The sequence below is a fragment of the Actinopolymorpha pittospori genome (genome assembly GCF_014873875.1).
Classification (GTDB): domain Bacteria; phylum Actinomycetota; class Actinomycetes; order Propionibacteriales; family Actinopolymorphaceae; genus Actinopolymorpha; species Actinopolymorpha pittospori.
In genome coordinates this window covers 4530005-4544680 of record NZ_JADBEM010000001.1, presented here as the reverse complement: position 1 = coordinate 4544680, position 14676 = coordinate 4530005, and the positions used below count along the sequence as shown (strand labels likewise).

The following is a 14676-nucleotide window of genomic DNA, read 5'->3' as shown; positions in this document are numbered from 1 at the left end:
CTCGATCCCTAGTCGCAGTGCGGTGTCGACGGGAGGCCCTCGACGTGCACCGGAAGGCGTCCAGCACCACGCGCCTTGCCGGTGAGGACGTCGACCAGCGCGGCGAAGGCACCCTGGGTCCGGCCGAACAACGCGATCCGCGCCGTGCTCGCCGAGCTTCGCGCCAGGCCGTACGGCGTGTCGAGCGCGACCACCACGTCACCCGAACCACTGCTCGAACCCGCGCTGAGCAGGCGCACGACGTCGCCGTCGGCTCCGACGGTGAGGCCGGCCTTGCGGGCCGCCTCGGTGAGACGCTCCCGGTCCTGCGTCCGCCCGCCCGCGATCGTGATGCGCTTTCCCACCAGGGCACCCTCGCAGGCGCCGGAGACCACGGTGAGCCCGCGCAGCGACGCGGCGTTCGACGTCGCCTCAGCCGCACCGAGCACCGTGGTCGAGGGTGCGGCACCCGCGTCCTGCTCGTGCAGCATCAGGGCGATCGAGCGCGCGGCCGCGTCGTCGAGGCGCGCCTCCGGCAGCCGACCCGTGCGCAGGGCCGTCAGGATCGCCGCGTGAGTGTCGGCGGCGATGGCCGGCATCAACAGGATGTCCGCCCCGGCCAGCAGCGCGCGAACCCCGGCCTCGGCGCTGCCGTACTTCTCCGCGACCCCGGCCATCTCCAGGGCGTCGGTGACGACCGCGCCCTGGAAACCGAGTTGCCCGCGCAGGACATCCTGGATCATCCTCGCCGACACCGAGGACGGAGTGCCCGGATCGACGTCGCGGACGTCGATGTGGGCGACCATCAGCGCGGACACTCCCGACTCGACCGCCTCGGCGAAGGGCACCAGGTCACGCTGTTTCAACTCCGACAGCGAGGCGTGCTGGACCGGCAGGCTGAGATGACTGTCGGCAGGCACGCTCCCGTGGCCGGGAAAGTGCTTGGGTACGGCGAGAATGCCGGCGTCGGTGTATCCCCGCAAGGATCCCTTGACGATGCTCGTGACCAGGGCGGGGTCGCCACCGGCCGACCGGCTGCCGATGGTCGGATCGCTCGGTCCGGCCGTCACGTCGGCGTCGGGCGCGAACACCATCGTGAATCCCAGTGCGCGCAACTCCTGCCCGCTCGCGCGCGCGACCTTCCTCGCCACCTCGGGATCGCGCGCCGCGCCGAGAGTCATGTATGTCGGGAACTCCGTCAAAGGCCCCTTGACGCGCGCGACCGTGCCGCCTTCCTGATCGACACCGATCAGCAGCGGCCAGGTCCGGCCCTGGCTCGCGGCCTCCTTGTGCAAGGCCGCGTTGACGGAGCGGACCTGATCGGCGGAGGTGACGTTGTAGCCCATGACGATGACGCCGCCGACGTGGTGTCGCCGCAACGACGCGAGCGGAGCCTCGGTGCCCTGGTAGCCGGCGACGATCACCTGGCCAGCCTTCTCCTCCGTGCTCATCCCGGCGACGATCTCCTGGGCCCGCTGCCATTCGGCGTGGGTCGGACCCCACGGGAGCGCCGCGGAGGCGGTGCCGGTGGGCTTTGCCGTGGGTGTCGCCGTGGGCACGGGAGTGGAGGCGGTGGGGCCCGGTTTCGTCGAGCCGGAAGCGGGTTCGTCGGTGGAGGAGCCGGAACTCACCCCGCACGCGGTGGACAGTGACAGGAGGACCGCGAGCGACCAGGCCCGCGCCGTCACGAGTCGTCTGCTGCGGACCGGCATCCGCCCATGGTGCCAAACCGGACCAGACGGCGCACCACGGCCACACCGTCCGATGACCGTCAGGCCGTCAGGCCATCACCCAGTGTCAGCGACATCGGCCCCAGCGCGGGTGCGCCCGAGGTGGTGGCGAACCTGCGGATGATGTCCCGCCGCCGCGACCGCCACCCGAGCCGGCGGTCGAGCCGGAGGACGACGTTGCGTACCGGAAGCGGGTAGCGGCGATGAACGGCGGCCTCGAGGCGCGTCCGGTCGGCGCCCACCTGGTCGAGGAGCCAGGCCGTCCCTTGGTCGAGGGTGAGCATGCTGAGGGCGAGGTGCTCGATCCGGTGGTGGGTTTCGCGGCGGGCGAGGGCGAGTCGCAGGGACGCCTCGTAGATCGCCTGGACGTCGGGTCCGATCGGGGGCCGGCGGCGGGCCGCCCACTCCCGGGCACGTCGACCGCCGAACGGAAGCAGCGGCGGCCGCCCGGGCCTGGGATCGAGGACGCCGGCACCCAGTCCGGCCTCCGCGCGGCGCCGCAACTCATCGAGTTCAACGCCGAGGACGGCCAGTGCGGCGCGCTCGGCCTCGATCGCCGCGGGCCGGATGCCGGGCCGGGCCAGTACGCCCTCGATCCGCTCGGGCGTCACTCCCGCGGCTCGCAGCAGGCCACCGAGGTCGTCGTCGCGACGGCTCAGGGCCAGGAGCAGGTGCTCGCTGCCGACCCACCGGCTGCCGACCGACCGCGCGGTCCGGTACGCGTCGCCGAGTGCCTCCCCCACCTCGGCCAGGTCCCCTCCGAACATGCTCAGCCCTTTCTCGACCGGTACTTCCGGTGCACGGTCTGTTTCGTCACACCGAGCCGGGCGGCGATGTCCTGCCAGGACCACCCCTGCGCCCGAGCGGAGTCGATCTGGGCGGCCTCGAGACGCTCGACCAGGGTGCGGAGCGCGGCCACGGCCCGCAGGCCGGAGTCGGGGTCGGTCCCGGTCGCCGCCTCACCAAGCTGCGCGACATCCATGCTCGTCAGCATATGCTGACGAGCGGTGAGCGTCAACATGTGCTGACGCCTCCCGAGGGCGCCGGGCCTCGTCCGGCCGTCGGCGCGAACCGCCGCTCCCGCGGTGGGAGCCTTGGACCATGGCCGACCTGTTGCCACCGGAGCCGGAGGACGTCGACCTCGAGGTCGCCCGGGCGCTGTGGGCCGCGGGAGACCCGGTGCTCGACGTCCGGACCCCGGAGGAGTACGCCGCCGGCCACATCTCGGGGGCGATCAACGTCCCGCTGGACACGCTGGCGTTCCGGCTGGACTCCCTGCCACCGGGTCAGGTGCTGACCGTGTGCTCGCTCGGCAACCGTTCCCGCCGGGGCGCCGAGCGCCTTGCCCACCTCGGCCGTCCGGCGTTGTCGCTGCGCGGTGGCACCAAGGCGTGGGCTGCGGCCGGGCTCCCGATCCGCACGGGTGCCGAGCCCGGGCCGCGGCGGGCGAGGCCGTGGTGGCGGCGCTGGCGCAGGTCGTTCATCGGCTGGGGACGATGAGCACGGATCCCGTCGGTCGACCCTCGCCGGGTCAGTGCGCCGGCGGCGTCACCGGTGGCCGGGCCGAGGGACCGGTCACTCGCCGGTACGCCCGGAACCCCCGGCGCTGGTAGTTGCCCAGCGCGTTGGGATGGTCCAGGGAGGAGGTGTGCAGCCACACCCGTCGTACCGTGTCCGCGCCCAGCGGTTCGACGTTCCACGCCTCCCGCACGGCCACGGTCAACGCGTAGCCGCCGACACCTCGTCCGACGTACTCCGGAACCAGCCCGAAGGTCGTGATCTCGACCTCACCCTCCGGGCGCCGCAGCACGTCGAGCGCCCCGGCGAGTTCGGAGTCGTACCGGATGAGCCAGTACTGACGCAGCGGGTCGGCCAACCGCTCCGCCCACTCCTGCGCCGTACGAAACACACTCGGCCAGGCGTAGGGCTCCCCGATCCGTACCTGCACCGGCACGATCAGCGGCGAACCGGGCTCGGTCGGCTCCACCGTGACGGCGGGGACGGGACGGGACGGACGCAGGTCACTGGGTGCCGTCATCTCGAGGTATGTCGTGGTTTCGTCCACCGGCACACGCTAACCAACCGAGCCGGGTGGACCGCTCGGCGGCTCAGCGCGGGCGGACCGCAGGGGCTCAGCGCGGACGGACCACGCAGCGGAAACCGAGGTGGCAGGTGGCGGTGTCGCTGTCCTTCGCCTGCCGCGCCGCCGGCCGGTACCGCAAGCAGAACGTCGCGGAGCACAAGTACGAGCCACCCTTGATCACTCGGACGACGGCATGCTCGAACGCCTCGTCCGCTCCCCCGTCACCAGCCGAGCCGCCAGCCGAGTCACCGGTCGAGCCGCCAGCCGAGCCACCGGGTGCGCCGCCCGGGGAGTCGCGCGGCGCGTCCTCCGCGGCGCGTTGCCGCGGCAGGCTCAGCCGCTTTGTGTGCGGAACGCAGGTGGCCTTCGCGCCCCGATCGCCCGGGCGGGCGTGGTAGAGATCGCACGTCCACTCCCACACGTTGCCGGTCATGTCCAGCAGCCCGTAGCCGTTGGCCGGGAACATCCCGGTCGGGGACGTCCGCTCGAACCTGTCGAGTCTGGCGTTGCGCCAGGGGAACTCACCCTGCCAGGTGTTGGCCATCAGCCGCCCCTGCGGACTGAAGTCGTCACCCCACGCGTAGATCGCACCGTCCAGACCGCCCCGCGCGGCGTACTCCCACTCCGCCTCGGTCGGGAGTTCCTTACCGGACCAGATCGCGTAGGCCTCGGCATCCTCGTAGGCGACGTGGGTGACCGGGTGGCGCTCGCGTCCGTGCACGCTGCTCCCGGGCCCTTCCGGCCGCCGCCAGCACGCGCCGGGCACGTACGACCACCAGCTGCGGTGGTCGGACAGATCGACGGGTCCGGGGGTCTTGTGGAAGACCAACGATCCCTGCGCGAGCAACCGCGGGTCGAGATCCGGATGGCGCGACGGGTCGAGCGAGCGTTCGGCGACCGTGACGTATCCCGTCGCCCGGACGAAACGCCGGTACTCCGCGATGGTGACCGGGTGCTCGTCCACCCAGAAGCCGTCGACGTCCACCTGCCGGACGGGGCGTTCCTCGGGATAGAAGTCCTGCGAGCCCATCGCGAAGGTGCCGCCGGGTACCCACACCATCTTCTTGCCAGGCCTGGAGCCGGGAAGGGCCACCGGCTCCGTCGTGGTGTGGGTCGAGGACATGGCGGCTCCTGGGGACACGTCGGGACCGAGCCCGGAACAGGGCCTGTGTGGTTCCTTTTCCTGTTCCCAGCCTGTCAACCGTCGCGACCGCATCGTGGGGACCACTTCGCGGTCGCACGGTGGGGCCGCCGCCGAGACGTCTCGTCGGGTCCACCGTCTCGGGGGAAGCCGTAGCCCGATATTCGTCGGACCGGGGGCGCCGGGGCACCACCCGGGCGGGGTGAACCGGAGTCAGCTCGCGATGGTGGTGACCGGCAGCGAGGAGTCCGCGACCAGGTCCAGGCTGGAGGGCGTGCGCCCCCGCGCCAGCATCTGCGCGCCGAGGGCGGCGACCATCGCGCCGTTGTCGGTGCACAGCTTCGGCCGGGGCACCCGCAGCCGGATGCCGGCCGCGGAGCAGCGTTCCTCCGCCATCGCCCGCAACCTCGAGTTGGCGGCGACACCGCCACCGATCAGGAGGTCGTCGACACCGCGGGTCCGGCAGGCGTCCACGGCCTTGCGGGTCAGGACGTCGCAGACCGCCTCCTGGAAGGACGCGGCGACGTCGGCCACCGGGACCGGCTGTCCTTGCTGCTCGCGGGTCTCCACCCAGCGGGCCACAGCGGTCTTCAGGCCGGAGAAGGAGAAGTCGAACCGGTGCCGGGCGAGGTCGCGCTGGCCGGTGAGGCCGCGCGGGAAGACGACGTACGCCGGGTCACCGGCCTTCGCCTCCCGGTCGACGTAGGGCCCGCCGGGGAACGGGAGTCCGAGCAGTCGGGCGACCTTGTCGAACGCCTCCCCCGCGGCGTCGTCGATGGTCGAGCCGAGCGGATCGACGGTCCCGGTCACGTCCTCGACCAGCAGCAGGGAGGAGTGCCCGCCGGAGACCAGGAGGGAGACGCAGGGTTCGGGCAGCGGCCCGTGTTCGAGCGTGTCGACCGCCACGTGAGCGGCCAGGTGGTTGACGCCGTAGAGGGGCCGGCCGAGCCCGATGGCCAGCGCCTTCGCGGCCGCGACGCCGACGAGCAGGGCTCCGGCGAGGCCTGGTCCGCTGGTGACCGCGACAGCGTCGACGTCGGCGAGGCGGACGCCCGCTTCGGCGCAGGCCCGCTCCAGCGACGGGACCATCGCCTCCAGGTGGGCGCGGCTGGCGACCTCGGGGACCACACCGCCGAACCGGGCGTGTTCCTCCAGGCTGGAAGCGATCGCGTCGGCGAGCAACGTGCCGCCGCGGACAATGCCGACACCTGTCTCGTCACAGGACGTTTCGATGCCGAGCACCAAGGGGTCGTCGCTCACCGGGCCACCTCGGATCGGCGGGCCGACGCGAACGCCGGCCCCACCATCAAGAACGCTCTCCTCACCCGACCGAGCCTATGGCCTGTCCAGCCGACCAGGACCAAGGGGTGAACGGCCCCCGCCACCTGGCCGACGACAACGCCGCCGGCCGGGAGGCGGGAGCTCGGGGTCGGACGACTAGACCTGGTGCTCCTCTGGGTTGGTCCAGAACCAGGTCTCGGGGTCGTACACCGCCGGCGTCGGGTGGATCCACGGCGCGGCGAAGCCGCCCATGGCCAGTTGTTCCTTCGTCGGGACGTTGCCCATGTCCGCGTGGACCAGCAGGACGTAGGGCGTGTTGGCGACGACGCCGAGCAGGTACGGCCCGTCGGAGATGTGGATCTTGGCCATCTCCCAGACCAGCTGGTTCCGCTTCATCGCGTCCGGCTCGATCTTGGTCTGGTCGTACAGCTTCCACAGCTTCGCGACCGGGCCGTCGGGCTCGGGCGCCACCCGTGGCGGCGTCCGCTTGTAGGGGTCGACGTCCTGCTCGGTCTTCTCCGCCGGAGTGCCCCGCACGTTGTAGAACTCACCCTGCAACGGCGCCCACCGCGAGGACTCGATCGGCACCAGCCACTGCGGGTAGACGAGGCAGTTCGGCCCGTCTCCGGTCTCCCAGGTGGTGTTGGTCATCAGCTTCCCGAACCGCCACTGGTCGCCGTAACCGTCCGGCGGGACGGGGTTGAGCCGGGTGTCGATGCCGATGGCGTCCCAATCCCGCTTCAGCAGGTTGTTCTTCTGGAGGTGTTCGGGCGCCGTGTCGGCCTGGTAGTCGAGACGGACGAGGAGCCGGGTACCGTCCGGCATCTCCCGCTTGCCGTCACCGTTCTTGTCGACCACGCCGATCTCGTCGAGCATCTTCTTGGCGAGTTCGGGGTCGTACTTCGCATAGCTGTCGCGCCACTGCTTGTAGAGCTGCTTGCCCTCGTCGTTGACGTGGAACTCGATCGCCTTCGGGCTCATCGTCCCGGTGGTCAGCTCGCCGGTGTTGAAGTAGACCGCCTTCTGGACGTCGGCGCGGTTGTAGGCGTAGGACAGGGCCTGCCGGAACTTCGCGTTGCGGATGAGGGCCCGCATCTTTGGCTCGTAGTAGTCCTGGTTGAAGAACACCAGCGATCCGCTGCCGTCGCCGGCGTCCCAGAGCAGGACCTTGAGCTTCGTCTTCGCCTCGGCCTGCTTGAGCCCGGAGATGTCGTTGAGGAAGATCGAGGTGAAGCCGCCGAACAGGAAGTTCATCTTGCCCTCGGCGGCCTGCAGCTTCTGTACTTCCGCGTTCTGCACGACGTTGAAGTTCAGGGTGTCGAGATAGGGCAGCTGGGCGCCGTCCGGGGAGATGCACCAGTAGTAGGGGTTGCGTTCGTAGACGACCCGACGTCCCTCGCTGTAGGACTTGCACTTCCAGCCGGTGAGGACCGGGCAGTCGGGATTACGAAGCCACGCGCGCTTCTGGTCGAAGGCCCCCTTGTCGGTCGCCCAGTCCTTCGGGACCGACTTGTTGTACCTCGGGTGCCACTGCTTGAGGTAGTGCTTCGGCTCCATCCAGGTGGGTCCGTTGCCACGCTTGACCCACATGGCGAGCCGGTCGGCCGTCAGCGGCGCGGGCGCGTCGAACTTCATTAGGATGGTCAGGGCGTCGGGCGCGGTCATCTTCATCAACGTGCCCTTGCCGGACCGCGCCTCGTCGGGCGGAACCTCGGCGTGGTCCTCGTTGAGGACCATGTCCTCCCACCAGAACATGATGTCCTCGGTCGACCAGGGTTGCCCGTCGGACCACTTCACCCCCTCGCGGAAGTGCAGGGTCCACTCGGTCGCGTCGGCGTTGGACTCCCACGACTCCACCAGGCCGGGGACGATGTCCTGGCCGTCGTTGACGTACCGCAGGAGGGAGTGGCCGTACATGAACTCCGCGTGCGTCGTCGAGTCGCCCGCCGGAGTGACGGTGTTGATGGCGCCGCCGTACTTCCCTGGCCGCAGCCAGTTGTGGGGTACGACGTAGGGGTTCTTCGGCAGCCGCTCCTTGAGCGGTGGCAGCGTGCCCGCGTCCACCAGCTTGGTCAGCTCAGGGGCCTCCTTGAGCTGTGCGGGAACCGGAAGCGCCTTGGTGTTCGATCCCTTAGCTGCCGGCGAGGCGGAGTTCGTCGCTTTGCCGCCTCCGCCGCCCTGGGTGGCCCCGTCACCGGCGCCGGAGCAACCGGCCAGGACCACGCTGCCAGCGGCGACAGCGGAAAGATGCAGAACCCTACGCCGGCTGATCCCGATTCGGTTGTCCATGTCGTCCTTCCGATCGACGGTGCGACGGAAGGCGGTGCGCGTCCACCGCGCCCTACTCCACAGCCGCCCCGGGACCTGCGCATCGACGTCACTGGGTGGCCGGCTCCGCCGCACTGCCAGAGCTGTGGTTCATTGCGCGCCAGACTCGCGAGCAATCGATTTCCGGTAGAAGCTAAGTGGGCTCTGACACGCTGTCAAGCGATCTTCGAACCGCGTCCGACTTCGGCAATGTCGGCTCCGTCGAGGAGTTGCCCGACACCCACGGAACGCCCACGGCGACACGCCGGCGGATCCTCGAACGGCGGCTCAGACGGGTGCGAGGCGGAGGACCCGCGCGTCGACGCAGCCGTGGTAGTAGCCACGGCGTCGAGCGATCTCGGCGAAGCCCACCGCCTCATACATCGCGATCGCCGCGGTGTTGTCGTCACGCACCTCGAGCAGCGCCTCCGCGCAGCCACGCTCGCGTGCCGTCTCCAGGAGCGCGTCCAGCAGCAGTTGGCCGATTCCTTCGCGACGACGATCGGGGCGTACGGCGATCCGCTGGACGTCCGCGGTCGCGTCCACGGCGAGCAGCGAGGCGTACCCGACGATCACGTCGCACGGATCACCCGCCGCCTCGGGGTCCTCGGCGGTCAGGACGCAGCGGGTCGCGGGTACGCCGGCGAGCTCACCCTCGATCGCCTCCTCGCCCCAGGCGTCACGGCCGAAGCAGGCCGTCTCCAAGGCGCGCAGCACGGCCAGGTCCTCAGAGCTGGCCGGACGGATCCTGATCATGAGGGCACCCGCTCACCGTGCGGTCAGGACGCTCTTACGGGCGCCGGGCTCGATCGCGTCCGGACGGCGGAGGTAGAGCGGCTCGGGCGGGAGCAGCGAGACGCCACCGGAGACCGCGAGGGTGGCGAGGTCGGCCGCGGAGGGGTTCTCCGGGCCGACCGACTTCGGGAAGGCGTCCGGGTAGAGGAGCGCGCCACGGCCGACCACGGCGTCCGCCGTGGCGACGTCAGCCGGCCGGTCGACGTGCGGGCCGTCGACGCGGGTGTGCCGGTCGGCGTACCTCGCCCAGTAGACCTCCTTGCGGCGCGCGTCGGTCGCCACCAGGAAGGGCCCGTCTACCTCGGCCGCGGCGGCCAGCACGTCGAGCGTGCAGACCCCACGGACCGGAATGTCCAGGACGTGCCCGAGCGTCCGGGCCGTGGTGAGCCCGACCCGCAGCCCGGTGAAGGGCCCCGGGCCGACACCGACGGCGATTTCGGTCAGGTCGCCGCGGTGGGCGCCGGCCTCGTCCAGCACGGCGGCGATACCGGGAGCGAGCAACTCACCATGGCGCATGGCGTCGACCACGGTCGAGGTCGCCAGGACCGACGCCCCGTCGTGGAGCGCCACCGTGATCGCCGGTGTAGCGGTGTCGAACGCGAGCAACAGCACGTCGCCAGGCTAGTCCGCCGCTACGGCGGGCCCGCGTACGCCCTCCTCCGGGCCCGCGCCCAGGACGACGCGCAGGGGCACGTCGAGCCAGCGCGGTCCGACCGGGACGATCCGGACCTGCCGGAGGTCCTCCTGGTCCTCGGCGGTCGCGCCCGCCGCACCCACGCTTCGACTCAGCACGACCTCGAGCCGGTCGCCGGCCAGCCCCTCCGCGAGGCCCTCGCCCCATTCGACGACGGTGACCGTCTCGTCGAGGGAGGCGTCGAGGTCGAGGTCGTCGAGTTCGGCGACACCGCCGAGCCGGTAGGCGTCGACGTGTACCAGCGCGGGTCCCTGCACGGTCGAGGGATGCACCCGGGCGATGACGAACGTCGGCGAGGTCACCTGGCCGCGCACCGACAGACCCGCTCCGATGCCCTGCGTCAAGGTGGTCTTGCCGGCACCGAGCTCACCCGCCAACAGGACGAGGTCACCCGCCCGTAGCACGGCGGCGAGGCGTCGACCGACGTCGCGCATGTCCTGCGCAGCCGGGGCGTCCAGCTCGACGGGAAGCCGCTTCGCCAGGTGGACGGTCGTACCTTCTCGCCCGACCTCGACGTAGCCGCGGTGCCCCCAGAACGCCAGGGTGGCGGGGAGTTCGGCCCGAGCGACCAGCCGTACGCCGTCCAGCCCACGGGCGGCCGCGACCTCCTCGGCACAGCCGACCATGGCGGTCGCCACACCGCGGTTCTGGAACTTCGGGTGAACCGAGACGCGGCGCAGATCGAGCCACCGCGTGAGCTCGGGCGTCGAGCCGCCGTGGTCAGCGCCGTCGATCTCCGCGAGCAGGATGGCCCCCGCGGGCTCGCCGTCCACCTGGGCGAGCAGCCCGCCGACCGCGCTCAGCGCGGCCTCGACACTCTCGGTGGTCTCCTGCAGCGCCGTGCCGGGTGGGTTCAACGGCGGCCGGGCGCCGAACGCCGCGTGGATGACTCCTACCAGGGCAGCCGCGTCGGTGGGTTTCGCCTCGGCGACGTGCAGGTCGATCACGGTCTCTCGCTCCGCTTCGGTTGGTCCACTGGGATGATCGTCAGTCGGTCGAACGTACCTGGCTCGACTCGCTCGGCGAGCGCTCACCTGCCGTCGCGTGCGCGCACTCCGTGGCCCGGCCGAGGAGGTCCTGGAGGGCGGCGTTGACCACCTCAGGATGCTCGATCAGGAACATGTGCCCGCTGTCGGACAGCTCGAGGTACTCGGCCGCGGGGTGCCGCTCGGCGATCTCCCGGCTGTGCTCGACCGGGGTGATGAGGTCGTTTCGGCCACCGATGACCAGGGTCTCCACGCCGTCCAACGCCCGGAGCGCGTGGTACTTGTCGTGCGTGGCGAAGCCGGGATAGAAGTCCGCGACCACCTCGATCGGCGTCCCCGCGAGCATCTCCGCGACGAACTCGATCCGCGCCGAGGGCACCTTCGAACCGAAGGAGTAGTGCTTGGTGACGAGGTAGCCGACGTCGCTGCCGGCCTTGCGTCCACGCTCGACCAGGGCCGGCGCCCGCGACAACGCGGCGACGACGGCCGGCGTGACGCGGTGGACGAGCCGACCGACCGGTCCGGGCACGCCCAGCGTCACCTGGTCCAGCCCGCCCGCGCTGCTGGCGAGCAGGGCCACACCGACGACCCGCTCCGCGAAGATCTCCGGATGCTGGTCGGCGAGCGCCAGGATGGTCATCCCACCCATCGAGTGTCCGACCAGCATCAGGGGCCCCTCGGGAGCGACCGTCTCGAGCACCTGGGCGAGGTCCTTGCCGAGTTGGTCGACGTTGCACAGCTCCCGCGGCGACCGGCCGGAGCGGCCGTGGGAGCGGTGGTCGTAGAGCACCAGCCGCGCCTCGTCGGCGAGAGCGGCGCGCTGGAAGTGCCAGCAGTCGAGGTTGAGGGCGTACCCGTGGCAGAAGACGACGGTCACCGGGCTCGGCGGCGGCTGCCGGCGCGGGCCGTCGACCTCGGCGTACAGCTCGATGCCGTCCAACGTCTTGACGATTACCGGCTCACCGCGGCGGGTACCGAGCGGCTCCTCGATCTGCAGGTCTCGGTCCCGGCGGCGGGCGACGACGTAACGCTCCACCGCGATCCCGGCGGCCGCCCCGGCCGCCGCGCCGGCGGCGAGCACGCCCGTCGCCGCTCCGATCAGGCCGGTCCGCCTGCCCAGCAGGTTTCCGCCCTTGCCCATCACGTGCCTCCACCGACGTAGTGGCGGGGGACGCGGGGTCCGATCCGGGAGATGATCTCCCAGGAGATGGTGCCGGTCGCGTCCGCCCAGTCCTGTGCCGTTGGCTCACCCGACGTACCGGGGCCGAACAGCACGACCTCGTCGCCGGCGGCGATGGAGTCGTCGTCCAGGTCCAGGACGAACTGGTCCATGCACACAGTGCCTGCGATGGTACGTCGCCGGCCGGCGGCCCAGACGGGGCCGACGTTGCTCGCCGCCCTCGGCACGCCGTCGGCGTAGCCGAGCGGGACGAGACCGAGCGTGGTCTCACGTGAGGTGACGTAGCGGTGACCGTAGGACACGCCCTCGCCCTCCGGGACGCGCTTGACCAGCGCGAACCTCGCCCGGACCGTCATCGCCGGCGTCAGCCCCAGCTGTTCCGGCGTGGCGTCGGGGATGGGTGAGAGGCCATAGACCGCGAGGCCCGGGCGTACCAGGTCGAAGTGGGTCTCGGGCAGGGTGAGCGTCGCGGCGGAGTTGGCGAGATGGCGCACCTCCGGCCGGATCCCTACCCGCTCGGCGAACTCCACGGCCTCCTGGAACGCCTTGAGCTGCCGGACGATGGAGGGGTGGCCGAGTTCGTCGGCGCAGGCCAGGTGGGACCACAACCCGACGACCCGGATGGCCCCGTCCGCCTCCGCGGACAGGGCCGCGTCGACGAGGGCGGGCCAGTCACTCGGCCCGGCTCCACCGCGGTTGAGGCCACTGTCGATCTTGAGATGGACCCGGGCTCGTTTGTCACAGTGTTCGGCCGCCTCGACGATCTCCGCGAGCTGCCAGAGGGAGTACGCGGCGACGTCGATGTTGGCGTCGAGCGCGGCCTTCCACCGCTCACCCGGCGCGGCGAGCCAGGACAGGATGCGGGGGCTTTCGAGGCCGACCGCGCGGAGGGTCAGCGCCTCCTCGACGTTGGCGACGCCGAGCCAACTGGCCCCGCCGGCGAGTGCCGCGCGGGCCGCCGGGACGAGCCCGTGGCCGTAGCCGTCGGCCTTGACGACGGCCATGACGGCGGCGGTGCCGACTCGGCGCCGGATCGCCGCGACGTTGTCGCGGATGGCCGCGAGGTCGATCAGCGCTTCGGCGCGAACTGCTGTATCCATGACCGCTCCAGTCTCCCAGGCCCCACTCCCACCGCCGGACCAGGCAGGCCGCGAACCAGGTGAGAACGCCGACCGGAGTCGTCCGAGCACGGTGCTCACCGATGCTTCCCCGCTCGGCGGGGGACCGACCGGGCGCGGGCGGGGTTGTCGGGCTCTGGGACCGGACGACTCGGGACGAGGACGACCAAAGGCACTCTTGGGGCGAACCCTCTCCCGTGACCGCGCGAGGTCGCCGTCGACGGACACGCTCTAAGCTCGGAGAACGTGGAGGACACCAACCCGTACGGCGCTCTGACCGACGTACCCGAGGTTCTGGTCGGACAGGCCCAGCGCGTCGGTGACGGCTGGCTCACCGGCGTCACCGTGGTCGTGCCTCCGCCCGGCACGCTCGGAGCGGTCGACGTGCGCGGGGGCGGCCCCGGTACGCACGAGACCGACGCGCTCGCGCCCGGGACGCTGGTCGACACCGTCGACGCGGTGACGCTCACCGGTGGCAGCGCGTTCGGCCTGGTCGCGTCGGCCGGGGTGCAGCGCTGGTGCGAGGAGCGGGGCAGGGGTGTGCGGGTCGGACCCGACACCGTGGTGCCCGTCGTACCCGCCGCCGTCGTCTTCGACCTCGGCAAGGGCGGTGATCCCGGCAAGCGACCCGACGCCGAACTCGGCTACGCCGCCGCGGCCGCCGCGAGCGCCGGTCCGGTCCAGACCGGTTGCGTCGGAGCGGGGACCGGCGCGAGTTTCAGCCTTCCCGCGCTCAAGGGCGGGGTCGGCACCGCGAGCATTCGGCTCGAGGGCGGGATCGTGGTCGCCGCGCTCGTCGTGGCCAACGCGTACGGCTCCCCGTGCGCACCCGCGTCGGGCTCGTTGCTCGCCGCGAACCTCGTCGAGGACGAGGCACTCCGTCCCCGTACGCCCGACCCGCGTGACCTGGCCCGCGCGGTCCCGGCCGGGGAGCCCGGCTCCGGCACCGCGCCGGCCGGAGGTCCGCTGAACACCACCCTCGCCGTCGTCGCCACCAACGCCCGGCTGAGCCACTCCCAGACCCACCGGATGGCCACCGCCGGGCATGACGGGATCGCCCGGGCGATCCGCCCGGCGCACACCCTCGTCGACGGGGACGCGGTCTTCGGCCTCGCCACCGGCCAGATCGATCCCGCGCTCGGTGCGCTCGGATCCTGGCCGGGCGCCGCCGAGATCGGCGGCATCGCGGCCGTCCAGGCGGCCGCCGCAGACGCCGTCTCGCTCGCGGTCGTCGACGCGATCCTCGCCGCGACCAGCGTCCGGACGCCGGCCATCGAACTGCGCTCCTACCTCGACCGCCATCCCTCCGCCCGGCCGATCGGCTACCCACGCCCGCGCCACTGAGCAGGACCTGCCCGCGTCCAGGGCCGGGTCGCGGCCCG

Annotated in this window: 14 protein-coding genes; 2 read left to right on the top strand and 12 right to left on the bottom strand. The window is 71.7% G+C overall.

Annotation, left to right across the window (positions count from 1 at the left end; all coding sequences use genetic code 11):
- Positions 1-8 precede the first annotated feature (8 nt).
- Genes HEB94_RS21500 through HEB94_RS21490 form a run of 3 tightly spaced genes read right to left on the bottom strand, consistent with a single transcriptional unit; the run spans position 9 to position 2691 of the window.
- Positions 9-1691, bottom strand: a complete 1683-nt coding sequence (locus HEB94_RS21500) for a glycoside hydrolase family 3 protein (RefSeq protein WP_192751560.1) — start codon at positions 1689-1691, stop codon at positions 9-11.
- 59 nt (positions 1692-1750) lie between these two features.
- Positions 1751-2476 (bottom strand): Clp protease N-terminal domain-containing protein, encoded by a 726-nt coding sequence (locus HEB94_RS21495; protein ID WP_192751559.1) that lies wholly within the window; start codon positions 2474-2476, stop codon positions 1751-1753.
- A gap of 2 nt (positions 2477-2478) precedes the next feature.
- Entirely contained in the window at positions 2479-2691 is a 213-nt protein-coding gene (locus tag HEB94_RS21490; protein ID WP_238361589.1) for a helix-turn-helix domain-containing protein, read from the bottom strand.
- Between the two features lie 119 nt (positions 2692-2810).
- Here HEB94_RS21490 and HEB94_RS21485 point away from each other — a divergent pair, with 119 nt between their 5' ends.
- The gene (locus HEB94_RS21485) at positions 2811-3209 is read left to right on the top strand and encodes a rhodanese-like domain-containing protein (protein ID WP_192751557.1); all 399 of its coding nucleotides are present in this window, start codon (positions 2811-2813) and stop codon (positions 3207-3209) included.
- Between the two features lie 31 nt (positions 3210-3240).
- Here the strand turns inward: HEB94_RS21485 and HEB94_RS21480 are convergent, their stop codons facing one another.
- From HEB94_RS21480 to alr, 9 genes are all read right to left on the bottom strand, one after another.
- Positions 3241-3774, bottom strand: a complete 534-nt coding sequence (locus HEB94_RS21480) for a GNAT family N-acetyltransferase (protein ID WP_192751556.1) — start codon at positions 3772-3774, stop codon at positions 3241-3243.
- A 67-nt stretch (positions 3775-3841) separates the two neighbouring features.
- Entirely contained in the window at positions 3842-4915 is a 1074-nt protein-coding gene (locus HEB94_RS21475; protein WP_238361588.1) for a formylglycine-generating enzyme family protein, read from the bottom strand.
- A gap of 231 nt (positions 4916-5146) precedes the next feature.
- Complete coding sequence (gene tsaD, locus HEB94_RS21470) at positions 5147-6193, bottom strand: tRNA (adenosine(37)-N6)-threonylcarbamoyltransferase complex transferase subunit TsaD (protein ID WP_192751555.1); 1047 nt, start codon at positions 6191-6193, stop codon at positions 5147-5149.
- Positions 6194-6370: 177 nt separating this feature from the next.
- On the bottom strand, positions 6371-8503 hold the full coding sequence (locus HEB94_RS21465; RefSeq protein WP_192751554.1) for an ABC transporter substrate-binding protein: 2133 nt from the start codon (positions 8501-8503) through the stop codon (positions 6371-6373).
- Between the two features lie 306 nt (positions 8504-8809).
- On the bottom strand, positions 8810-9277 hold the full coding sequence (gene rimI / locus HEB94_RS21460) for a ribosomal protein S18-alanine N-acetyltransferase (RefSeq protein ID WP_192751553.1): 468 nt from the start codon (positions 9275-9277) through the stop codon (positions 8810-8812).
- Positions 9278-9289: 12 nt separating this feature from the next.
- A complete protein-coding gene (gene tsaB / locus HEB94_RS21455; RefSeq protein ID WP_192751552.1) occupies positions 9290-9928 on the bottom strand; it encodes a tRNA (adenosine(37)-N6)-threonylcarbamoyltransferase complex dimerization subunit type 1 TsaB in 639 nt (212 codons plus the stop codon).
- Between the two features lie 9 nt (positions 9929-9937).
- A complete protein-coding gene (gene tsaE, locus HEB94_RS21450; RefSeq protein ID WP_192751551.1) occupies positions 9938-10957 on the bottom strand; it encodes a tRNA (adenosine(37)-N6)-threonylcarbamoyltransferase complex ATPase subunit type 1 TsaE in 1020 nt (339 codons plus the stop codon).
- A 40-nt stretch (positions 10958-10997) separates the two neighbouring features.
- Complete coding sequence (locus HEB94_RS21445) at positions 10998-12137, bottom strand: alpha/beta fold hydrolase (protein ID WP_202896470.1); 1140 nt, start codon at positions 12135-12137, stop codon at positions 10998-11000.
- Complete coding sequence (gene alr, locus HEB94_RS21440) at positions 12137-13276, bottom strand: alanine racemase (RefSeq protein ID WP_192751549.1); 1140 nt, start codon at positions 13274-13276, stop codon at positions 12137-12139. The genes HEB94_RS21445 and alr overlap by 1 nt, the downstream gene beginning before the upstream one ends.
- 264 nt (positions 13277-13540) lie before the next feature.
- Here alr and HEB94_RS21435 point away from each other — a divergent pair, with 264 nt between their 5' ends.
- The gene (locus HEB94_RS21435; RefSeq protein ID WP_192751548.1) at positions 13541-14638 is read left to right on the top strand and encodes a P1 family peptidase; all 1098 of its coding nucleotides are present in this window, start codon (positions 13541-13543) and stop codon (positions 14636-14638) included.
- Positions 14639-14676 lie beyond the last annotated feature (38 nt).